Origin of the sequence: Rhizobium bangladeshense (assembly GCF_017357245.1) — a bacterium.
Taxonomy (GTDB): Bacteria; Pseudomonadota; Alphaproteobacteria; order Rhizobiales; family Rhizobiaceae; genus Rhizobium; species Rhizobium bangladeshense.
Genome location: NZ_CP071612.1, coordinates 3,560,001 through 3,581,972, shown reverse-complemented (window position 1 = coordinate 3,581,972; position 21,972 = coordinate 3,560,001). Strand labels below are relative to the sequence as shown.

The window sequence follows — 21,972 nt, the reverse complement described above, 5'->3', positions numbered from 1 at the left end:
GGTCGGTGGTGGTGGGAGACGGCGCGTCGCCCACGATGTCACGGTTGAGTTGGTCGCGGGCCGTCATCATTGGCGCGGGCGTCATTCTCGCCGGCCTTCTCGCTCTGCCCGGCCGAACGGTCACGACCAAGTACGTCAACGATCTCTTCGTTTTCCTGGATGGTGCTCATCGCATCGTGCTTGGCCAGGTGCCGAATGTGGATTTCCATTCGTCGCTCGGGCCGTTGACATTCTATATCCCCGCTGCCGGCTATGGCTTGTCGGGCAGTATGGGCGGCGCGATGCCGGCTGGAATGGCGATAGTGGTCTTCCTGCTTGCAGCTATTGCCGCGGAAATCGTGGGCAGCCGGATGCATAAGGTCTTCGGGCTGCCGCTTGCGATCTTCCTGCTCCTGATAGTTGCGGCTCCCGCAAATCCAGGCGAGCGGATAGGAGAGCTGACATTTGCCATGTTCTATAACCGGATTGGCTGGGCGTCGCTCGGCTTTCTGCTGGTGATGTATCTGCCCCGGTTGCCGGCAGCCGGCAATAGCAGGGCCGTCGATGCCGCATGCGCCAGTTTCCTTGTGTTGCTGATGCTCTACACCAAGATCACCTATGGCGTCGTGGGGCTTGCCTTTCTGTTGTTCATGCTTTTCGATCGTCGCCAGATCGGTTGGGTGAGTTTGGCGCTCGGGATGATCGCCGTCAGTAGTATCGCCATTGAAATCATCTGGCGCGGCGGGTTCAACTATCTTGCCGACCTGGGCCTTTCGGCCAAAAACAGCGGTGGCCTGCTGGCGTTGACCGCGCTCGGTCATTTGCTACGGAACAATCTCGCCGACCTTCTTGTCTATCTTGCGGTCGCGCTCATCGTTCTCAGCCTGTCGCCAGGTTACCGACATCTGCTCTTCGTTGCCTTCTGCGGCACGACCGGAATTCTCTTGATCGGGCAGAATTTCCAGGCCGTTGGTATACTGACACTTGGCGCAGGCGCAGTCATCATCACGGAAAGCCACTTTCGCGCCAAGCTGCTCTCCCGATACGGGACGGCGCGGTTCGCTCTGCCGCTACTCCTGGCGTTCCTGTTATTGCCCGCCGCCCTCGGCAACGCTGCATCGCTGGCAATTCATGCCTACTACACTGCCGGCGGCCGAGGCAAACCGATCCCGCTGCCGGCGTTTTCCGAGATCAGGCTCGTTGAGATTTGGAGCGCCGGCCAATACGAATATTTCGAGGGATACAACAGGACATTGGCTGACGCTTCGGCCGCCCTGTCGCAGCTGATGTCCGCTGGCGAGCGCGTCGCGGTACTCGATTTCGTCAATCCCTTCTCTGCCGGCCTGGGGCTGACGCCGCCCGTGGGCGACAGCGTCTGGTATCATTGGGGGCGAACTCTTGGACCGGATGATCATCCGCCCGCGGAAGAGATGTTCGCCGACGTTGACCTTATTCTCGATCCGAAATGGCCGATCGAGATCTGGACGGGCAACGGGCTGCGCGACCTTTATGCCCACTATATCGCCCGCCACTATGCGCTGGTGCGGCAAACGGCCGATTGGCGCATTTATCGCAGAAAGGCTTCCTGAGTCGGCGCAGCCTGTTGTTTCAGCTCCGCGGTGATAAGGCCGATCAGCATCAGCACCAGCGCCCAGGCGTAAATGGAACCTGCCGTGAGCTGATTCAAACGGGGAGCTCCGAAGTAACCGAGTATGACAGGGACCGGGATCACTAGGGCTGCTGCTGCCAGCCATGCCCACGGACGCTGCCAATGGTGCAACAGCACGGGTAGCAGGAAGAGCGTGTAGTGGATCCATCCGAGAGGCGAAGCCAGCAGGGACGCCAGCAGCGCGAAACCACTCACTACGATGACCGGCGGATGACGAAAGAAGGCCCAACCTGCTAGTCCAAGCAACAATAGTGCGGCAATGACCGTGCCTGCGGCCGGAACACCGGCGCGGGCCGCAAGGCCTGCAAACGACGCGTTGGTTAGAAAAACAGCCCGTTCGCCGTCTGTTGCGACGAGGCGCAGCCAATCGACGTAGATCTGCGGGCCGAAGACGACCAGCGGGATCGTGGCTATAACCGCCGCGGTAGCCACCGACACCAGACCCGGAAGGCGGTGGCCGGCAAGAAAGAGCAGCACCGGCCACACTGCAAAATTGGGCTTCATCGAGATCAGCAAACCGATCATGATGCCGGCGACGATGCCATCACCCTTTTCCAATCGAAGCCAGCCGGCTACCGCGAGTAGCACAAACGGCATATAGATTTGGCCAAGATAGAGCGTGTCCCAAAAGCCAGCCAGTGCAAACGCCCAGATCGCCAGCAGCGGGAGCTCCAAGCCGCCGCTATAGCGTCGCAGCAGCAAGACAACCGCAGCGACGTAGCTGGCGATAGAAATCATCCACCAGATGCGAAGTGATTGCACCGGCTCGAATATATCTAAGGTCTGGAACAGGAGTGCCGAAATCGGGGGATTGAGGTTTGGATTCCAGGATTCGAATCCAGGAAAGACGACATGCGGCGTGAGCGGCGGGTAGATGCCATAGGGATCCAGTCCTGCAGCGGCTGCGCGTCCCGACGCGACGAAGGCGCCGAAATCCCACAGGCCATGATCTGAAACGACACGCGGAATTTCTCCCTTGATGATCCGCAAGGACATGAGGGCAAGTGCTGCGGTCGCGGCCAGCTTGAGCAGCCTCCATCGCGGCCCAATGGTGGCATCATTGTCCATTTTGACGCCCTCTCAATGTCCCCGGAGCCTCATGAGCGGTGGCGGCATATGCTCTGGCTCTGCGTAATCGCTGCGGTCTCGTCACTCACTATCGATTTGTCGTTCACGTCGGGGAGTGGTCCGTAATGTTCAGTCTGTCTCCGACGCTTGCTAACTCCCTCTTAATGCGGATGTTCCCGGCTGGTCTGCAGCAGCTCGGCAGATCGTGGATAGCACGCGACTAGCATCTACCGCGGGAATCTTGCGCCGCCGCCGTACTGACTTTTGATAGCGACGAGGAGGGCTGGACGAAGCCGCTGAGCATCTTGCTGAAAGCTGACAACTAGAGCGGCTTAAGTCGGAACGGCAGTGCTGCACGAGAGATGATCGTACGACACTCACCGACCGGCGATGGTTAGGCCTCGTGAGGAGGCGACGGGCCGGTTGGCGCGTCGGCGCGGCGTTCTGCACGGCGGCGCACGCCCCCAGGGGATGAGGGGGTGCACGGCACCCCCCTCGCTTCTGGTGTGTGCGTCCCAGCTTACAAAATCGCCAGCACCGGGCTGTCCAGTACCTTCCCTGTCGCCACGTCGGCGATCCCTCGGTCCGTCTGGTGCGGACCGGCATTGCAGGCGAGTGTTGCCCCGAAGCAGGCTTTGAAGACGCGGTAGGGCGGTTTCCAGTCAACGATCTTGTCCATGGCCTTGCGGATATCGGAGAAGGCGAGGGCTGTGTCCCTTAGGGGCGCGTCGGTTACCAAGCCGGAAAGCGGCAGCGGCAGGATCGCTTCGATTGCGCCGTCCTTGGCGACCGCCATACCGCCGCCGGCTGCTATGACGGCGCTGGCGGCGAGCGCCATGTCGCGCACATTGCCGCCGAAGACGGTGAGGTTGTGGCTGTCATGCGAGACGGTGGTGCAGAAGGCGCCTCGCCACTCGCCCCAGCCGGTGAGGAAGCCGATCCGCGGGGCGCTGTCGGTCTTGCCGTGGCGATGGGTGACCGCGATCATCGCACTGCCGACCGGCGGTACGACGAAGCCGTCTCGGATTTCGGTTTCGGCTTCGCCCCATTGAGTGAAGCGTGGTCGGTCGATGGTAGCGACGCGGACGCGCGCGCCCTTGGCCGGGATGCGGAAATCATTCTCCGTCAGCGGCGGCAGCTTGACGGAATTGACGAGCGGCGCCGTATCGAGCGGCTGGATGGCCGCCTCCATGCAGCCATTGCGGGCGACGAGGCGGCCGCCCGATATGACCAGCCGCGCACGGAATTCCGTAAGGTTTTCGAAGAGAACGAGATCGGCCCGGCGACCGGCGGCGACAAGGCCGAGATCGGAGCGTTTCAGCCGCTGCGCGGCGTTGAAGGTCGCGGCACGCAGCGCCCATTCCGGTTTCATGCCGTAGCGCACGAGCCGGCGGATGACGTCGTCGAGGCCGCCGCCTTCATAGAGTTCATCGGGAAAGACGTCGTCGGTGCAGAGCGTGACGGTCGGGGGCAGGTGGCCGAGACCGTTCAGGACCTCGACGAATTCCTGCAAGAGATGGTCGTGAGAGCCGCGCAGCTCGATCGTCAGGCCGGCAGAAAGCTTGGCGGCGAGATCGGCGCCGGAGGTGAGTTCGTGGTCGGAGGTGACGCCGGCTGCCATGAAGGCGTTGAGGTCGGCGCCTGCGAGGCCGCGGGCATGGCCGCAGACGAGCTTGCCGGAGACAAGGCCGGCATTGACGATGGCACTCATGCGCGGGTCGCCGTCGATGACGCCGCGCATGTTCATGACTTCGGCAACGCCGCCCACCGCAGGCGAACGCAGCATTTCGGCGATGATGGTGGCATCGAAATCGGCGCCGGCAAGTTCCAGGCCCGGTGCCGACGGCACGCAGGAGGGGGCGAGCAGGATCATGCGCAGCGGCAGGGCGTGCGCCGCTTCGATCGCCCAGCGCACGCCGTCGAGGCCGTGAACGTTGCCGAATTCGTGCGGATCCCAGACGACCGTCGTGACACCGCGGGGCAGCACGGCGCTTGCATATTCGCCGGGCGTCACCATCGAGCTTTCGACATGCATGTGCGTATCGATCAGTCCCGGTGTCAGGATGCCGCCAGTCGCATCGACGATTTCGACGGCATCCGCTCGGCTTGCCGGGGCATGAACGCTTGCGATCAGTGCGCCGACGAGACCGATATCGGCCTCGCGGATCAGGCCGGTCACCGCATCGAGCAGCCGACCGCCAGTGATGACCAGGTCGAAGGGAGCATCGCCGCGCGCGGCAGCAACGGCGCGGGCACGCAAGCCGGGATCGTTGAGGTCGAAGGGTTCCTGACGAGGGATGGTGTTCATTTTCGGGCCTCGTTGATCAGGGCGCCGAGAATGATGGCGCGCGCCTCGTCCGAATCGATGTCGGCGGCGAATTGCGCGTTGAAGGTCGCATGCGTGGCGCGGGTTTCGACGACTGTGCGGCCACGGGTGAAGGCGCCCTGCAGTTCGACGTCGACGCGCGCGGATCGGAAAATTACGACATCAGGGGCGACGAAGGCGACGGCGGCGGAGGGATCATAGATCGCCATGCCGGGACGGCCGCGGCTGGTGCCGATATTTATGTAACCGGCGAACAGGTCGGCGATCAGCTCGGCATTGGCGCCGCCGGCATTGCGCACCGACTCGGTATCCTCAGGTCGCGCCAGCACCCGGCGGCAGAGGTCGAGATCCACCATCCGCAGCGGCAGGCCATGGGCGATGACGATCGCGAGCGCCTCGGGATCGGCAAGCGCGTTGAATTCGGCGGAGGCGGTATGATTGCCTGACGTGATGCCGCCGCCCATCCAGACGAGGTCGGTGATGCGGGCGGCAAGATCGGGGCGCGCAAGGGCCAAGGCGGCGATATTGGTGAGGGGTCCGAGCGCCAGGATGCGGTGTGGCCCGCTGCCTTCGAGCCAGCGGCAGAGCGCGGTGAAGGCATCGCTGTCGGCAAGGGCAGGGGCATCCGGCAGGCTCTTGCCTGCTGTCGGGATGCCGGTTTCGCCGAGGATCGCCTGGGCGGTTTCGAGCTTGCCGAGAACGGGCGCAGCACGGCCGGTGTGGATGGGAAACGTCCAGCCGAAGGCGCTAGCGGCGCCGGCGGCATTCATCCTCACTTGCGGCAGCGGCGTGTTGCCGAAGACCAGTGAGATGCCGTCGATCTCATATTCCGACTGCACCACCACTAGAATGGCGGCGATGTCATCGAAGCCCAAGTCGGTATCGATCCACACGCCCATAATGTCACCCGAAGCGTTTAAGGTTGGCCGCGCCGGCAACCGGCAGATCGAAGGCGAGCGCACTGCCGATCCCGTGTACCGGCAGGCTTGCGTCGATCTCGGCCTTGATCGGCCCAAGCGTTGTATCAAGCAGATATTCGCGGCTGTTGCCGGCGAATGACGTGCCGCGAACCGTGCCGTGGAACGGACCAGCGCCAAGGATCACCGAGCGCGGACGCCAGGCGAGGCCCGCCGAGGCTTGTGGCGGGGGACCGGAAAGCGCTATCGGGCCATTCGGCGTCACCATCTTTCCCTCCTTCAGCGCAAAGACATTCTCGAAGCCGACGAAGTCGGCGACGAAGGCGGAGACCGGGCTGTTATAGATCTCTTCCGGCGTACCGATCTGCTCGATCCCGCCGTTCAGCATCACGACGATGCGGTCGGCGAGCGCCAAGGCCTCCACCTGATCATGAGTGACGAAGATCATGGTAACGCCGCTCTCCTTCTGCACGCGCTGCAATTCCGCACGCATTTCCAGGCGAAGGCGGGCATCGAGATTGGAAAGCGGCTCGTCGAGCAGCAGCACCTTCGGCTGCATTACCATCGAACGGGCGAGCGCCACGCGCTGCTGTTGACCGCCGGAGAGCTCGGCGGGTCTGCGGCCGGCGAAAGTGGTAAGGCCGACGGATTTCAGGCCGGCACCGACGCGGGCATCGAGATCCGTCCCCGAGATGCCCTTGAGGCGGAGGCCGAAGGCGACATTCTCGTAGACCGTCAGATGCGGGAAGAGGGCATAGGACTGGAAGACGAGGCCAACGGCGCGCTTGTTGGCGGAGACGCGGGTGATATCGGCGCCGTCGAGACCGATGCGTCCGGAAGCCGGCGTCAGCAGACCGGCAATGGCGCGCATCGTCGTGGTCTTGCCGCAGCCGGAGGGGCCGAGGAGCGCGATGAGTTCGCCCTTGCCGATTGAGAGGTCGAGATCCCTCACCGCGACTGTATCGCCATAGCTGAGCGTCAGCTTGTCGAGTTGAAGATAGGCATCAGACATAACGCGAAAATCCCAGGAAGCGTTCGGCGAGGAAGACGATGCCGATCGAGAGGAAGGCGAGAAGGGCGGAGAGAGCCGCGATGGACGGGTCGTAGGTGGTTTCCATGTAACCCAGCATGTCGATCGGCAGTGTTCGTACACCCGGACCGGAGAGGAAGAGCGAGACCGGCACCTGATTGAAGCTGGTGACGAAGCCGAGAATGAAGGCGGCCAGGATGCCGCCGCGGATATTCGGCATGACCACGCGGAAGAAGGCGCCGGGCCTGGAGGATCCGAGCAGCACCGCGGCCTCTTCAATGTCCGAACGCAGATTGTCGAGGCTGGCCGAGACGACGCGCACGGCATAGGGCAGTACGAGGGCCGCATGGGCGAAGAAGAGGGCGAGCGTGATGTTGAAACCGAAGGGCACGACGAGATAGCGCAGCAATGCCAGGCCGACGATGATTCCGGGAACGATGATCGGCAGCGAGACGATGGTGCGGACGGTTTCGGCCGCGGGCAGCCGGTAGCGCGACAGGGCATAGGCGGCCGGGATGCCGAGGACGAGCGCAGCAAGCGTTCCGAAGACGGCGAGGAACATCGATATGGCGAAACTGTCGCGGAAGCTCTCGATGGTGAAGACCTTCATCACCCAGCGCAGCGACAGGCCTTGTGGCGGGAAGGCCAGCGTATCGCCTGCCGAGAGCGATGCGACGATGATGATGAGGAACGGGCCGATCAGGAAGACGAGGAGCAGGAAGAGAACGACGGGCGAAAAGAGGCGGATGCTCATCTGCGGCTCCTCGCCGTCGCAAGGCGTTTCAGCAGGATGTTGGCGGCAAAGCTCATGACGATCAGGATGAAGGCGATGACGCTTGCCGATACGAAATCATTGGCTACAGACACCTGCTGATACATGAGCGTTTCAAGCATCAGCACCTTGGAGCCGCCGAGAATGGCGGGGGTGATATAGGCGGTGAGCGAGCCGGTAAAGACAAGCGTGCCGCCGATGACTAGGCCCTCGCGCGTGAGCGGCAGGACGACCTTCCAGAAAACCTGGAACCAGTTGGCGCCAAGCACGCGGGCAGCCGGGATCGCATCCCTCGGCATGTTTTCGAGCGCACTGATCAGCGACAGAATCATCAGCGGCAGGAAGAGCTGCAGGAGGCCGATGAAGACGGCGGTTTCGGTAAAGAGCAGCCGCAGCGGCTCGGGACTAAAGCCAAGGCCCGTTATCACCTCATTGACGATGCCGGTGCGGCCGAGAATGACAATCCAGGCATAGGTGCGCGCCACCGGCGAGATCATCAGGGGCAGGGTGACGAGGCCGATCATGCGGCCCTTGCCCTTGGGTGGCAAGTTGACAATGGCAAAGGCTGCCGCATAGCCGATGACCGCTGAGACAGCGGTGACTTCGAGGCCGAGCCGAAAAGAGCGGAGGAAAACCGTGCGGTTCAGCGTCTCGGAAAAGAAACCGGTATAGGCCGAGAGTGTCCACCCGCCACCTGTCCGAAAGCCTTCCGACAGCAGGATCGCGACGGGTAACAGGAAGACCAGCGTCGCAAATACGGCTGCCGGCATGGCGAGCGCCAGGGCCTCTGCGCGGTTCTGGAACATGAGATGCTTTCCGAGAGAGGAGGGCGGTCCCGCAGGCACGGGGACCGGTTTTACAGGCAGCCTATTGGCCGACCTTGTCGTTCCACGTCTTCAGCCAGCCGGCGCGATTATCGAGGGCAATGGCTGACGGGATGAGCTTGAGGCTCTTGGCTGTTTCCTCGCCATAGGTGAGGTTGTTGGCGGCCGCTTCAGAAAGCTTGACCTCGCTATTGGCGGGGCTGTCGATCAGCTTCTCGGCGAGCTTGGTCTGAGTGTCGGTCGAGAGCCAGAAATCCATGAACTGCAAGGCGAGATCTTGATTCTTGGAACCCTTGGTCAGTACCAGCACGTTCATGCCGCCGGTCTGGCCTTCCCGGGGCGTCGCCCATGCGACCGGGACGTCGAGTTTGGTGAAGCCAGCCCAGGAAAAACGGCCGATCGGTGCTGCCCAGATCTCCTCCTGCTGCATCAGCTGAACGAGCTGCGAGGATTTTTCGTAGAAGGTGACGATGTCGTCCTTTTTCTCGCCGAGCGCCTCGATCGGTCCCTTCAGGTCGGGAGTATCCTTGCCGAGCGCCAGGCCAAGCATGTGGAGCGCCGGCGGGCCCTGGTTGGTCGTGACATTCGGGAAGGCGACATGGCTCACATATTCCGGCTTCAGGAGATCGGCCCAGGATTCGATCTTCATCTTGTCGGAGCGATAGGCGATCGAGGTGGCGTAGAAGGTATAGCCGACGCTCATGCCGTCGCCGTTCGGATCCTTGGCGACGTCGTAAAGCTTGGAGAAATTGGTAAGCTTCGCGGTATCGATCTTGTCGATCAGGCCCGCGCGCGATGCGGCGAGCGCATCCGCCATCGAAACGGCGGCGAGATCGACGACGGGATTGGCCTTGTTGGCCTCCATTTTGGCCAGGCGCTCTACGCTGTTGCCAGTCTCGACAACCAGCTTGCAGCCGCATTGGGCTTCGAAGGGGTCGTAGACCAATGCCTTGAAATCGTCCTGCGCGAAGGCATAGACGGAGATGGTCAGCGTTCGTTCCGCGGCAGCTGCGCCAAGAGGTGATAGGGCGGTCAGCGCCGCCGCGGCCATGAGAGCTCTTTTCATCCTACGTGTTCTCCATCTCTGAGGTTTTTGATGCCGGGTTCGCAGGCCCGGATGATTGGCGGACAACCAGTTGCATGGCGACGCGGTCGGTCTCCGCGGTAACGAGCATGCCCTCCCGCAGGCTGCTCGTTCTTATGCTATTCACGAGGGCCAACACGGCGATGCCGGCGATCCTGTCCACGTCCATGCGGACCGTCGTCAATGACGGCGTGACGACCGGTGACCAGACGAGGTCGTCGAAACCGGTTACGCTCACATCGGCGGGAATGTTGATGCCCGCCTGCTGCAATTCCGTCAGCGCACGCAACGCCTGCAGGTCGGAGAGCGCTGCGAAGGCGGTGAAACCCTGTCTGGCTTTTTCCGCCAGGCCGAGGGTACAGCCATTGCCGCCATCCCGCTCCAGCCTGTCGATCCAAAGCGTCTCGGCATGCATTCCCGCCCGCAGGGCGGATCGGATACCGCCGGCGCGATCGTTTTGAACATTGGATTCATGGTTGTTGCCGACGATGAGAATGCGCTGGTGGCCGAGATCGGCGAGATGACCGGCAATTTCGCGACCGCCCTGCCAATGATCGGCGGCAACGGTATTGCCGGGCGTCGAGGCAGTGTCGATGACCGCGACGGGACAGGCGGCGGCGGAGATGCGGGTGGCGCGGCGGGGAATGATGATCATGCCTTCGACGCCGCGCTCGACGAGCCGATTGATCGCCTCGGTCTGCGCGGCGACATCGCCGCGGGAATCGGCAATCAATACGCCGTACCCTGCGGCGGAGGCAGCGAATTCGATCGCCTGCGCAATCTTCGGGAAGAGCGGATTGGCAATATCGGGCAACACCAGACCAAGAACGCCACTGCGGCCGGTCCGCAAAGCCCGGCCTGCCTGGCTCGGGACATAACCGAGTTCGGCCGCATGCTCGCGGATTTTTTCGATCAGTTGGCCGGAGACCCTGCCTTTCCCGGAAAGGGCATTCGAAACGGTTGCGACGGAAACGCCGAGTGAGCTCGCGATCCTGCTGAGGTTTGGTCCCGGGCGCGGTGAAGCCATAATCGATGACGCTTGATTAATCGTTTAACCAGGCATATCTCAGCTCGTTTCGCTTGTCCAATCGAAATTCAACTTCGAGGCTATTATTGTGGGCGAATTTGTTGCGCATAAAAAAACCCCGCGAGACGAACGCGGGGTTCAGCATTTTTCCAGAAAGGCGGCCGGCCGATCAGCTCTTGGCCTTTACCGCCACGGTCTTCACCGGCGCAGTGACCTTGCCGCCGGGCGCGTAGCCGCCGCCGACCGCGATGTTCAGCGACACATAGTCCTTTGCCATCTGCTGGACGGCCTGGGCAAGGCTTGCCTGAGCAAGTGAAACCTGGCGCTGCGCGTCGAGAACGTCGAGCAGCGAAGAGGCACCGTCCTTATAGGATGCTGTCGACAGTTCGAGCGTTTCCTGCGTGGTCTTCACTTGGGCCTGAAGGGCTGCGACCGTGCGGGCGTCACGCCGGACAGCGGCGAGTGCGTTCTCGACCTGCTCGACGGCGGTCAGCACCGTTGATTTCCAGTTGAGATAGGCGGTGGCAGCATTGGACTCCGCCGACTTGACATTGGCGCGCAGACGGCCACCGTCCAAGATCGGCAGGTTGAGAGACGGACCGAAGGACCAGCCGGTCAAGCCGCCATGGATGCCGCGCTGGTTGATGTAGGACGGCGAGATCGAGCCACTGAGCGAGATGCTCGGATAAAGCTGCGCTTCGGCAACACCGATATTGGCCGTTGCGGCGGCGAGATCACGCTCCGCTACGCGAATGTCGGGACGGTTGCGGATCAGATCTGCCGGAATGCCGGAGTTGATGCCGCCGCGAAATACCGGCTGACCACGGCCCTTCAGCAATTCATCGACGAGAGCCGAGGCCGGCAGGCCGAGCAGAGTGGCGATGTGATGTGCTGATATGCGGATATTGGTTTCGAGGCCGGGAATTTCGGCGAGCGTCGACTGAACGAGACCTTCGGCCTGGACGACGTCAAGACGTGAGGCGGCGCCGGCTTCAAGCTGGAACTTGGTCAGCTCGTAGGTTTCCTGACGAGATTTCAGGTTGGCCCTCGAAAGCGCCAGGCGCTGCTGATAATAGCGAACGTCAATATAGCTCGAGACGAGATCCTGCACGAGGGTCAGCTTGGCGACATCGGCGGATGCGTATGCGGAATCGAGCGAAGCGAGCGCGCTTTCGGTGCTGCGCTTGTAAAGGCCGAAGAGATCGAGCAGCCAGCTCAGCTGGACGTCGCCGGCACTGGTGTTGCGCGTGTCGAACTGCGTGCGCAGCTCGCCCGTCTGGCCGCTGATCGTGTGCGACGCGCCAACGTTGAGGTTCGGCAGGCCGCCCGCGCCGGCGACGGTGACGTTTGCGGAAGCCGCATTGATGCGTTCGATCGCCTGCTGGACAGTCAGGTTCTGGTCGAGGCCGGCCTGGACATAACCATTCAGTTTGGGGTCGTTGAAGGCGGTCCACCAGGCTGCGGTAGCAACGTCACCAACACTCTTGGTTCCGCCTTCTCCGAATTTGGCGGGCAGCGGCATTTCAGGAGGAGCATGATCCGGGCCCACAACGCAGCCCGACAATAATAAAAATAATGCCGGTGTGGCAAAACGAAGAGATACCATTCATTTCTTCCTGTACTCGAGCAAGTCAATTCTTGTCCGAAGCTTCATGCTTCACTATCGCCGCCGCGCCTCGTCCTACCACAAACACACACACCGAAGCAGTCGGGCGCAATGTAGCAATCGGAACAGCATTATCACAGTGCATTTATATCACACCGATGCCGCATTTTTGCCGCGTGTGGCAAAGATGCGTCGTATGACCACGAAAAAGGACGGCACGAAGAAAATTCCAAGCAACGTCGCCGCCAGCATACCGCCGAGAACGCCGATGCCGATGGCGTTCTGCGCCGCCGAGCCCGCGCCCGCCGCGACCGCCAGCGGCACCACGCCGAGAATGAAGGCGAGCGAAGTCATGATGATTGGCCGCAGGCGTAGCCGTGCCGCTTCCAACGTCGCTTCGAAAAGCCCCCTGCCGCTTTCCATGCGATCCTTGGCGAATTCGACGATCAGGATCGCGTTCTTAGCCGCCAAGCCGATCGTGGTGAGCAAGCCGACCTTGAAATATACATCGTTCGCCTGGCCGAAGAGCGTTGCCGCGGCCAGAGCACCGAGAACGCCGACAGGCACCGCCATGATCACCGAGAAGGGAATAGACCAGCTTTCGTAGAGCGCTGCCAGGCAGAGGAAGACAACGAGAACCGAGATCGCGTAGAGCATCGGCGCCTGCGAGCCGGAAAGGCGCTCCTGATAAGAAATGCCCTGCCAGGCGACCGTGTAACCGCCGCCGAGTTGCTCGGTCAGCGCTTCCATTTCGTTCATGGCGTCGCCGGAGGACACGCCGGGCGCAGCGGCACCATCGAGCGGAATGGCGCTGACGGCGTTGAATCGGGCAAGCGAAGGCGCGCCCTTTACCCACTCAGTGCGGGTAAAGGCGGAGAAGGGGACCATTTCCCCGTCATTGTTGCGGGCATACCAGTGATCCAGATCGTCCGGCTGCATGCGGAAGGGCGCGTCGCCCTGCACATAAACCGGTTTGATCTCGCCGTTCAGCGTGAAGTCGTTGACGTCGCGGCCGGTGAAGATGATCGATAACATCGAATTGACCGAGGAGATGTCGACGCCCATGGCGCCGATCTTTTCCTGATCGAGCACGATGCGCATCTGCGGCTCGACTTCCTTGTTGCTGCTGCGCAGGGCAACGACTTTACCCGAGCTGTTGCCCATCTGGATCAGCCGCTTGGAAGCGGCCGTGAGAGCATCGTTGCCATGGGCACCCGTATCGACGAGATACATGGAAAACCCGCTCGACACGCCAAGGCCCTGAATCGCCGGCGGCAGGAGCGCGAATACCTGTGCCTCGCGCATTGCAAAGAAGCTGCGAAGCGCCCGGTTGACCACCGACTGGGCGCTCAGATTTGGATCGGTGCGCAGCGAGAAATCCTTGAGCTTGGTGAAAACGATGGCGCTGTTCTGGCCGGAACCGCTGAAGCCGAAGCCGAGTGCGCCGAAGACGGATTCGACGGCATCCTTCTCATTCTGGCGATAGTAGTTTTCCACCTTCTCTACGACCGCCTGGGTCTGCTGGGTCGTCGAGCCTGGCGGCGTGGTGACGATGGTCAGCAGCACGCCCTGGTCTTCCTGCGGCAGGAAGGAGCTCGGCAATCGGGTGAAAAGATAGGCGCAGCCGACGCCGATGAGAAGGAAGACCAGCATGACGCGGATCGGCCGCTTCAGGAGATAGCCGATGGTCCTGACATAGCCGTTGGTCGAGCGCGTGAAGTTGCGGTTGAACCAGTCGCCGACGCGGTGTTTTCTGTGTTCGCTGACCGGCTTCAGCATCGTGGCGCAGAGCGCCGGCGTCAGCACGATGGCGACGAGCGCTGATAGCAGCATGGCCGAGACGATGGTGATCGAGAACTGGCGATAGATGATGCCGGTCGAACCGCCGAAGAAGGCCATGGGAATGAAGACGGCGGTCAGCACGAGCGCAATGCCGACGATGGCGCCGGTGATTTCGCCCATCGACTTTTCCGTCGCTTCGAGCGGCGAAAGCTTCTCTTCGGACATGATGCGCTCGACGTTTTCGACGACGACGATCGCGTCATCGACGAGAAGGCCGATCGCAAGCACCATGGCGAACATCGTCAACGTGTTGATTGAATAGCCGGTGGCCGCCAGCACTCCGAAAGTGCCAAGCAGCACCACGGGAACGGCAATGGTCGGAATGAGCGTTGCGCGCAGATTCTGCAGAAAGACGAGCAGCACCACGAAGACGAGCACGATCGCCTCGATCAGCGTATGCACGACCTTCTCGATCGACAGTTCCACGAAGGGTGTCGTGTCGTAGGGATAAGTGATCTTGACGCCATCCGGCAGAGTGCGGCCGATGACGTCGAGTGCGGATCGCACGCGGGCGGCAGTATCGATGGCGTTGGCGCCGATGGCGAGGTTGACGGCAAAGCCACTCGAGGGCAGGCCGTTGTAGCGGGAACTGCCGCCGTAGCTTTCCTGGCCGATCTCGATGCGCGCGACGTCGCTCAGGCGCACGGTCGCCCCGTCTTTTTCGACCTTCAGGATGATGTGCTCGAAATCAGCGACGGTGGTCAGCTGGCTCTGCGCGGTGATGGTGACGTTGAGCTGCTGACCGGGAATCGTCGGCTGGGCGCCGAGCGAGCCGACGGAGACCTGGGTGTTCTGCGCCTGGATCGCTGCCGTGACGTCGCTCGGCGTCAGCTGGTATTTCAAGAGTTTGAAGGGATCGAGCCAGATGCGCATGGCGTATCCCGAACCGAAAACGTTGATGCTGCCGACGCCTTCCAGGCGCTGGATCTGATCCTCGATCGAGGTCGACATAATGTTGCCGAGATCGACCGAACTGCGCTTGCCGTCGGTCGAAACGAGCGATCCGACGAGAAGGATGCTCGAGGTCGAGCGCGTCACGCTGATGCCGGCATCGATGACGTCGCCCGGAAGCTGCGACTGAACCAGCTGCAGCTTGTTCTGCACCTGCACCTGGGCGATGTCGGGATCGATGCTGGTTCCGAAGGTGAGCTGGATGCTGGCCGAACCGGTCGACGAGGTCGAGGTCATATAGGTGAGGTCGTCGAGTCCGGTCATGCCGTCTTCGATGATCGTCGTCACTGATTTTTCGACGGTCTCGGCGCTGGCGCCGCGATAGGTAGCGTTGATGCGCACCGTCGTCGGTGCGATGTCGGGATATTGCGAGATCGACAGGATGAAGATCGCCAGCAGGCCGGCGAGCATGATGGTGATCGCAATGACCCAGGCGAAAATCGGACGTCGGATGAAAAACTTGGCCATCAGTTGTTCCTGTGCGGCTGAGACGGTGACTTGCAGGCTCGCAGCGATTACTTCGCTGCGGGCTTCTCAGCGTCACCGGCCGCGGTCTGCTCGGCCGGCACGACCACGCCGTTGTCGTTGATCTTCATCGGGACCGGCGTCACCGGCATGCCCGCCGTGACCGACTGCAGGCCGGTGACGATCAGCTGATCGCCGTCCTTGATGCCTTCGGTGACCAGCCAGGAATTGTTGGAGGGCGAACTGTTTTCGAAGGCGCGGGTTTCGACCTTGCCATCGGCGGAAACGAATTGCGCAGTCAGCCGGCCGTTGGCGTCACGGCTCGTCGCCAGTTGTGGCAGCGCGTAACCGGTCTCGGCGCCGAGCTCGACCGTTGCGCGGACATACATGCCAGGCAGGACGATACGATCGGGATTGGGAAAGAGCACACGGATGATGAAGGTGCCTGTGGTCTCGCTGACCACTTGCTTCGACATGTCGAGCTTGCCCTGTTGATTATATTCCTTGCCGTCTTCGAGGATCAGGTGGAAGGCGACGTTCTCTGCGCCCTTGATATCGCCGGCGGCCATCGCATCGCGCAGCCTGAGCAGGTTGGTGCTCGATTCCGTCAGGGAGATATAGATGGGATCGAGCTGGCGGATCGTCGTCAGCGCCGTCGTCTGGTTGGCCGAAACGACATTGCCGACATTGTAGGTGGTCTGGTCGATGATGCCGTCGAAAGGCGCGACGATCTTCGTATGGTCGAGATCGATCTGTGCGGCGGAAAGGGCCGCTTTTGCCGACTCGACTTCGGCCTTGGCCTGGAGAAGCGTCGTCCTAGCCGTCTCGTATTCGATCTGCGTGGCGCCGCTGCCGACGAGCCGCTGGTAGCGCTCGAGATTGCTTTCGGCGCTCGGCACACTCGCCTCGGCCTTGGAAATGGCTGCCTTGGCCTGCTCGACTGCGGCGGCGTATGGCGCATCCTCGATCTGATAGAGAAGGTCGCCCTTCTTGATTTCGCCGCCTTCCCTGAAAGCTATCTCGCGGATGATGCCGCTCACCTGCGGCCGGATATCGGCCGTCTGGAAGGCTTCGGCGCGACCGGGAAGAATCGTCGTGATCGGGAAACTCGCCTTCGTCAGCGCGATCACGCCTACGGGGGTCGCCTGCTGCGCGGCTCCTGCGCCGGCATTTCCCGCGGGCTTGCTGGCGTTGTCACTGCAGGCGCCAAGCAAAGCGCCGGCCATCAGGGCCGAGGAGATGAGGAGGACACGACGTATCATTCTGATTTCCCTCATGCGGTGGCAATCGCCGCTCGATCCACGGGCTCGGATGAACCGAGCACAGGCTTATAAAAGCGTCTGGATTGAGGTGGCTTCAAATACCATCATCCGAGTCTAAGAAAAGCTTTACGAAGTGACGTATGTTACCAATCGTCACTTAGCAAGCGCTTTTTTGCAGTGCGGCATCGACGAAGCAGACGATATCTTCGGCGCGGTGCACCAGCGTTTCCTTATCCTCGCGTGCAATCAGGATCGGGTGCAGTACGCAGGCCAAAACGTCTGCGACGGTGCGTGCCGCACTTTCGGGATTGCGACAATGATAACGCCCGTCCGCCACGCCCTCGCGGATAATCTCGCCAAGTTTCTCCTCGATCCGCGCGCGATAGCGCTTGCCGGCCTCGAGTTTGGCCTCGATCGTCGAAAGCACCATTTCGAAAATGTAAGGGTTTTTCTGGATGTCCTGCAGGTGGCTTTCCAGCAGGCGCAGGACGAAGCGGAGCAACTGCTCCTTTGGGGGCAGCTTCTGGTCGAAGGCGGCGAAGCGATCGGTGGCATTATCGAGATGTCGTCCGGCGATTGCATCGACCAGCGCCACCTTGGAACGGAAATGCTTGAAGACGTTGGCGGGAGACATATTGAGCGCGCCGGCGATGTCGGCGATCGACACCGCGACGAAGCCGCGCTGGCGAAACAGTATCTCCGCCATCGAGAGAATATCCTCCCGCGTTTCCTCGGCCTTGCGCCTCGGCCTTCTTGCCATCCGTCCCCCGCCGGGCCGAACCCGGTACCTTTTTTCCCATGCTAGCGCGATTGAGCGAGGGCTGCCAAGCCGATGCTTATCCTGGCAGCACTCGTGTATTGGCTTATCAGGTGAAATAGGGGGCGAGGTTCTCGCGAACACGAGCAAGCGGCGTCTTGCCGCTGTCGTCCGGAACGAAGAGCTCGCCGGTAATCGCCTCATAGGCCCTGATGTAAACGGCCGAGGTCTGCTCGATCAGTTCAGTGGGAATCTTCGGGATCTCGTCCTTGTAGGGATCGCAGCGCTCCGCCACCCAGGCGCGGACGAAATCCTTGTCGAAGCTTTCAGGGCGTTTCCCGGCAGCGAAACTTGCCGGATAGCTTTCGGCCAGCCAATAGCGGCTGCTGTCGGGCGTGTGGATCTCGTCGGCGAGAATGATGTCGCCGTCATTGTCGGTGCCGAATTCATATTTGGTATCGACGAGGATCAGGCCACGTTTGGCCGCCATCTCCTGCCCGCGAGCAAAGAGGGCGAGCGCGTATGCCGACAGGATTTCCCACTGTCGACTTGTCAGAAGGCCGCGCGTGATTATTTCGGAAGGGGTCAGCGGTTCGTCGTGGCCGCCGTCGAACTCCTTGCTGGTCGGAGTGATGACCGGTTCGGGCAGGACTTGATTGTCGCGCATGCCGTCGGGCAAGCGTATGCCGTACATCTCGCGCTCACCTTTTTTGTAGAGCGTCAGGATCGACGTGCCGGTGGTGCCAGCGAGATAGCCGCGCACCACGATTTCGACGGGCAGGATATCGAGCCTCCTGCCGATGACGACATTCGGATCGGGATAGTCGAGAACGTGGTTCGGGCAGATATCTTTCGTCGCCTCGAACCAGTAGCGCGCCGTTTGCGTCAGCACCTGGCCTTTGTAGGGAATGCAGGTCAGAATGCGGTCGAAGGCGCTCAGCCGGTCGGTGCTGATAATGATGCGGCGTCCGTCCGGAAGGTCGTAATTCTCGCGCACTTTGCCGCGATAGTAGTTCGGCAATTCCGGGAAATGGGCTTCGGAGAGGATTCGCACGGCGCTCGACTGTCCTTGTATTTAGCTGAAGGCTACCTGCTCTAATTTCATTACCGGCGAAGTTCAAGCCAGCCGAAGTATCGCATCACAGCCAGAACAGAGCCAGGAGAAACAGAGCGAGGCCATAACCTCCGAGGGCAAGGGGCCAGCCGGCGCGCAGGAAGTCGCTGAAGCGGTAGCCGCCGATGCCCATTGCCAGCGTATTGTTGTGATGACCGAAGGGCGTCAGAAAATCGAGGGAGGCGCCGACGGCTACTGCAATCAGATAGGCGTCCGGCGCATGTCGCCCGAGCCTCGCAAATTCGAGTGCGATCGGAGCCAGCACGATTGCGACTGTCGCATTGTTGACGAAGGGCGTCAGCACCATCGCGAGGAACAGGATGAGGGCGATGCCGGAAAGCGGATGGTTAACCGGCAGGATGAGGCTCAGCCAACCGGCAATCGCTTCGGCCGCCCCGGTGCTTGCCACTGCCTGCCCGATCGGAATCATCGCTGCGAGCATGATGATGATCGGCCAGTTGAGGTCGGCCATGGCCTGGCGGATGTTGAGATGATTAAGCAGGGTGAGGGCGAGCACGACGCAGGCAAAGGCGATGTCGGGACGGAGGCCCACCGCCGAGGCAGCGACGCCGCAGGCAAACAGCGCGAAGGGCCGCCAGGAGAGGGCGGCCGGTTCGGCTGGAACTGTCGGAGCAAGCGGCAGGCACTCGCTTTCCTCTAGCGCTTCGGCAATCGCCTGATGTGGCCCCTCCAGCGTCAATATATCGCCGATCGACAGCTGCAGATCGAGGAAACGGCCTTCGATGCGCGAGCTACGCATGGAAAGAGCAGTGACTGCGATTCCGCGATGGTGGAAGACTTCGAGCGAACGGACGCGCGAACCCACCAGCGTGCTTTCGGGCATGACGACGGTTTCGACTCGGGTAAAGTCGGGCGGCAAGCCGTCCGGATGAGCATCGGTCACCAGGGCCTGTGTGGCGGCAAGGCCGGCAAAGACGCTGTCGGCGCCCTCGGCAAGCAGCACGTCGCCAGCGTTGATTACCGACTGGTCGAGCGGGCCAAATACGAAATTGTCGCCACGGATCAGCGCGTGCGGTTTGATGCCGAAGCGGGTCGGACATTCGGAAAGCCGTACGCCGATCAGAGGCGAGGCATCCGGGACGCGACGTTCGACGACGATGCGACGCGTGCCCTGGACGAGCGTTGCCGGTACTGGGTCAGGTTCTGGAAATAGCTGTCGGACCCGAATGGCGAAGAGCAGGATGCCCGCAATTGCGACCGGCAGCCCGACATAGCTGAAATCGAAGAAACGAAAACCCGCACCGGACGCCTTGGCAAGCGCATCGCTGACGAGCAGGTTGGCCGGCGTGCCGATCAGCGACACGAGGCCGCCGAGCAAGGCGGCAAATGAGATGGGCATGACGAGCTGACGGCGGGGGATTGAGAGCGCCACGCCGAGCCGCAGCGCCACCGGCAGCGTAATCGCAAAGGCGCCGATATTGTTCATAAAGATGGAAAGAATGCCAGCAAGCGAGGAAGCACCTGATATGACTTTGAAATTCGACGGTCTTGCGCTCGCGATCCGCGCGGCAAGGTTGTCGAAGAGTTTGGCGCGCGCCAGCACCTGGACGATCAATAAAATTTCGATGACGGTGATAACGACGGGGCTGGCGAAGCCCGCAAAGATTTGGTCGGCCGGATAAAGTCCGAGCGCATAGCCTGCGAGCAGGCCGGCAATCGCAATTACTTCGATGCGTATGCGCTCGAGCGAGAAGAGAACGAGCATCGCCAGCAGAAGGATCAGCAGGGATGCTTGCTCGAATGACATGGGCGGATCCAGTGCTTCATCGATGGAGGCATGTCGCCGTGCCGGAACCGCTGCATGTTTCCGGGGGGACAGGCCATGGGCGGACTGTAGTCGTTCCTCATCTGCTGTACAGAGGCGCGAGCCGGCAAAGGTCGAACAATCCTCATGTCTTCGGTCGAGCGGAAACCTGCCACCGGCCCGCGGCATTTCGCTCTAGCATGGGCGTTGCGAAGACACCGAAGACGCGCGCTGCCCATTGCTGCCCGGCGGCTGCGAGGCTGTCGCGCCAGCGCTCCGATTGCAGCATGGCCGCGCCGAGGACGACGGGTTCGATGCCGCAGGCCGTCAGCAGACTAAGGCCCGACACGATCGATGCGCCGCTGGAAATGACGTCATCAATCAGGGCGACGCGCCGTCCGGTCAGCAGCGGCAACATGCGCGGGTCGACATAGAGGCGCTTGTCTTGTGTCGGCGTAGTGATCGAAGACAGCGGAACGGAGAGTTCTTCGCGGTACCAGAACTTGCGCGAGGTGCCGAGCGGGATGTAGCGGCGGTGACCGAGCTTCTGCGCAACGGCGGCTGCAAGCGTCAGGCCGAGTGTCGGCAGGCCGGCGATGACGTCGATGCGCATAGGCCTGATCTTTTCGGCGAGACTTTCAGCCAATGAGTCTAGCACGGCGAAGCTCGCCTGGTTGACAATCAGTGACGCGAGAGCGCGATCACCATCTGCCAACACCCGTATCGGCAGGCGTAGCTGGCGGCCGTCTTCCAGCGTGGCGACATAGAAGGAGGTGAATTCCCGATCGTCGGGAAAGGTGCCGGGCGGATGGATCTCCTGCCAGAACTCATGCGCCGCGATCTCCGTCACATGGGTCAACGTCTCACCCTTTCCATGCCTGCTCTTCGGCGCAGCGCCTGCAATTCTCCCTCAGTCAGCGCACGTACCGCGCCTTTTGGAAGGTCGCCGAGTTCGAGCCCGCCGATTGCGACCCGCACAAGGCGCAAGCATTCGGCGTCGAGCGCCTCCAGCATGCGACGGATCTGGCGATTGCGGCCTTCATCGAGCTCGACCTCGATCCATGAGTTCCTGTCGCCCTGGCGCAGGCGTCGGGTGGTCGTTGCCGTCAGCAACTCGCCGTCATGACGGATGCCGGATGTCATAGCGGCAATTTCCTCGTCATCCATGAGCCGGTCGATCTGGACATGATAGGTTTTGGTCACATGGGTGAGCGGATCGAGCAGGATCTGGGCGAATTCGGTGTCGTTGGTGAAAAGCAGCAGGCCTTCGCTCGCCTTGTCGAGCCGGCCGACCGGAGAAAGGTGCGGGATGTCGAAATCCTTGAGGCAATCATAGACCGTCGGCCTGCCCTCGGGATCATGGCGGGTCGTGACGAGCCCGCGTGGCTTGTTGAGCATCAGATAGATTTTCGCCTCAGCGGCGACGGCAAGTCCGTCGACGCTGATCCTTGCCGTCGACAGATCGACCCATGCAGAGGCATCGCTGACGATGCGGCCGTCAACGGCGACGCGCC

At 61.8% G+C, this 21,972-nt stretch carries 17 protein-coding genes (1 of these 17 cut by a window edge); 1 reads left to right on the top strand and 16 read right to left on the bottom strand.

Annotated elements, in window-relative coordinates:
• Positions 1–35: 35 nt before the first annotated feature.
• Positions 36–1,568 (top strand): hypothetical protein, encoded by a 1,533-nt coding sequence (locus J2J98_RS17340; protein ID WP_246569429.1) that lies wholly within the window; start codon positions 36–38, stop codon positions 1,566–1,568.
• Here the strand turns inward: J2J98_RS17340 and J2J98_RS17335 are convergent.
• From J2J98_RS17335 to J2J98_RS17260, 16 genes are all read right to left on the bottom strand, one after another.
• Positions 1,547–2,716 carry a glycosyltransferase family 87 protein gene (locus J2J98_RS17335; RefSeq protein WP_138394785.1) on the bottom strand — a complete coding sequence of 390 codons (1,170 nt, stop codon included), beginning with the start codon at positions 2,714–2,716 and terminating at the stop codon, positions 1,547–1,549. The genes J2J98_RS17340 and J2J98_RS17335 overlap by 22 nt on opposite strands.
• A gap of 520 nt (positions 2,717–3,236) precedes the next feature.
• Positions 3,237–5,024, bottom strand: a complete 1,788-nt coding sequence (locus J2J98_RS17330) for an adenine deaminase (protein ID WP_138394784.1) — start codon at positions 5,022–5,024, stop codon at positions 3,237–3,239.
• The gene (locus tag J2J98_RS17325) at positions 5,021–5,941 is read right to left on the bottom strand and encodes a nucleoside hydrolase (RefSeq protein ID WP_138394783.1); all 921 of its coding nucleotides are present in this window, start codon (positions 5,939–5,941) and stop codon (positions 5,021–5,023) included. Before J2J98_RS17325 ends, J2J98_RS17330 begins: the two co-directional genes overlap by 4 nt.
• A gap of 4 nt (positions 5,942–5,945) precedes the next feature.
• Complete coding sequence (locus J2J98_RS17320) at positions 5,946–6,971, bottom strand: ABC transporter ATP-binding protein (protein ID WP_207601693.1); 1,026 nt, start codon at positions 6,969–6,971, stop codon at positions 5,946–5,948.
• Positions 6,964–7,743 (bottom strand): ABC transporter permease, encoded by a 780-nt coding sequence (locus J2J98_RS17315; RefSeq protein ID WP_207601692.1) that lies wholly within the window; start codon positions 7,741–7,743, stop codon positions 6,964–6,966. Before J2J98_RS17315 ends, J2J98_RS17320 begins: the two co-directional genes overlap by 8 nt.
• Positions 7,740–8,567, bottom strand: a complete 828-nt coding sequence (locus J2J98_RS17310) for an ABC transporter permease (RefSeq protein WP_207601691.1) — start codon at positions 8,565–8,567, stop codon at positions 7,740–7,742. The genes J2J98_RS17315 and J2J98_RS17310 overlap by 4 nt, the downstream gene beginning before the upstream one ends.
• Positions 8,568–8,628: 61 nt before the next feature.
• Entirely contained in the window at positions 8,629–9,651 is a 1,023-nt protein-coding gene (locus tag J2J98_RS17305; RefSeq protein ID WP_207601690.1) for an ABC transporter substrate-binding protein, read from the bottom strand.
• A gap of 1 nt (position 9,652) precedes the next feature.
• Positions 9,653–10,696 (bottom strand): LacI family DNA-binding transcriptional regulator, encoded by a 1,044-nt coding sequence (locus tag J2J98_RS17300; RefSeq protein WP_207601689.1) that lies wholly within the window; start codon positions 10,694–10,696, stop codon positions 9,653–9,655.
• A gap of 169 nt (positions 10,697–10,865) precedes the next feature.
• Complete coding sequence (locus J2J98_RS17295; protein WP_064708874.1) at positions 10,866–12,302, bottom strand: efflux transporter outer membrane subunit; 1,437 nt, start codon at positions 12,300–12,302, stop codon at positions 10,866–10,868.
• 150 nt (positions 12,303–12,452) lie between these two features.
• Positions 12,453–15,563: an efflux RND transporter permease subunit gene (locus J2J98_RS17290; RefSeq protein WP_207601688.1), complete on the bottom strand. Its 3,111-nt coding sequence runs from the start codon at positions 15,561–15,563 to the stop codon at positions 12,453–12,455.
• A 47-nt stretch (positions 15,564–15,610) separates the two neighbouring features.
• Positions 15,611–16,822, bottom strand: a complete 1,212-nt coding sequence (locus J2J98_RS17285; protein ID WP_064712058.1) for an efflux RND transporter periplasmic adaptor subunit — start codon at positions 16,820–16,822, stop codon at positions 15,611–15,613.
• 157 nt (positions 16,823–16,979) lie between these two features.
• The gene (locus J2J98_RS17280; protein WP_064712057.1) at positions 16,980–17,582 is read right to left on the bottom strand and encodes a TetR family transcriptional regulator; all 603 of its coding nucleotides are present in this window, start codon (positions 17,580–17,582) and stop codon (positions 16,980–16,982) included.
• Between the two features lie 106 nt (positions 17,583–17,688).
• Entirely contained in the window at positions 17,689–18,633 is a 945-nt protein-coding gene (locus tag J2J98_RS17275) for a phosphoribosylaminoimidazolesuccinocarboxamide synthase (protein ID WP_207601687.1), read from the bottom strand.
• An 85-nt stretch (positions 18,634–18,718) separates the two neighbouring features.
• Positions 18,719–20,461 (bottom strand): SLC13 family permease, encoded by a 1,743-nt coding sequence (locus tag J2J98_RS17270; RefSeq protein WP_138394774.1) that lies wholly within the window; start codon positions 20,459–20,461, stop codon positions 18,719–18,721.
• Between the two features lie 142 nt (positions 20,462–20,603).
• On the bottom strand, positions 20,604–21,317 hold the full coding sequence (locus J2J98_RS17265; RefSeq protein ID WP_207601686.1) for a phosphoribosyltransferase: 714 nt from the start codon (positions 21,315–21,317) through the stop codon (positions 20,604–20,606).
• Positions 21,314–21,972 carry the 3' portion of a pseudouridine synthase gene (locus J2J98_RS17260; protein WP_207601685.1) on the bottom strand. The gene runs 145 nt beyond the window's last position, so 659 of the gene's 804 nt are visible here — the last part of the coding sequence; the start codon falls outside the window, past its right edge — the gene reads right to left on this strand; its stop codon occupies positions 21,314–21,316. The genes J2J98_RS17265 and J2J98_RS17260 overlap by 4 nt, the downstream gene beginning before the upstream one ends.

Bases quoted from the DNA above. Each gene is read 5' to 3' on its own strand.
- J2J98_RS17340 (WP_246569429.1), top strand. From the start codon at position 36: ATGTCACGGTTGAGTTGGTCGCGGGCCGTCATCATTGGCGCGGGCGTC.
- J2J98_RS17335 (WP_138394785.1), bottom strand. From the start codon at position 2,716: ATGGACAATGATGCCACCATTGGGCCGCGATGGAGGCTGCTCAAGCTG.
- J2J98_RS17330 (WP_138394784.1), bottom strand. From the start codon at position 5,024: ATGAACACCATCCCTCGTCAGGAACCCTTCGACCTCAACGATCCCGGC.
- J2J98_RS17325 (WP_138394783.1), bottom strand. From the start codon at position 5,941: ATGGGCGTGTGGATCGATACCGACTTGGGCTTCGATGACATCGCCGCC.
- J2J98_RS17320 (WP_207601693.1), bottom strand. From the start codon at position 6,971: ATGTCTGATGCCTATCTTCAACTCGACAAGCTGACGCTCAGCTATGGC.
- J2J98_RS17315 (WP_207601692.1), bottom strand. From the start codon at position 7,743: ATGAGCATCCGCCTCTTTTCGCCCGTCGTTCTCTTCCTGCTCCTCGTC.
- J2J98_RS17310 (WP_207601691.1), bottom strand. From the start codon at position 8,567: ATGTTCCAGAACCGCGCAGAGGCCCTGGCGCTCGCCATGCCGGCAGCC.
- J2J98_RS17305 (WP_207601690.1), bottom strand. From the start codon at position 9,651: ATGAAAAGAGCTCTCATGGCCGCGGCGGCGCTGACCGCCCTATCACCT.
- J2J98_RS17300 (WP_207601689.1), bottom strand. From the start codon at position 10,696: ATGGCTTCACCGCGCCCGGGACCAAACCTCAGCAGGATCGCGAGCTCA.
- J2J98_RS17295 (WP_064708874.1), bottom strand. From the start codon at position 12,302: ATGGTATCTCTTCGTTTTGCCACACCGGCATTATTTTTATTATTGTCG.
- J2J98_RS17290 (WP_207601688.1), bottom strand. From the start codon at position 15,563: ATGGCCAAGTTTTTCATCCGACGTCCGATTTTCGCCTGGGTCATTGCG.
- J2J98_RS17285 (WP_064712058.1), bottom strand. From the start codon at position 16,822: ATGATACGTCGTGTCCTCCTCATCTCCTCGGCCCTGATGGCCGGCGCT.
- J2J98_RS17280 (WP_064712057.1), bottom strand. From the start codon at position 17,582: ATGGCAAGAAGGCCGAGGCGCAAGGCCGAGGAAACGCGGGAGGATATT.
- J2J98_RS17270 (WP_138394774.1), bottom strand. From the start codon at position 20,461: ATGTCATTCGAGCAAGCATCCCTGCTGATCCTTCTGCTGGCGATGCTC.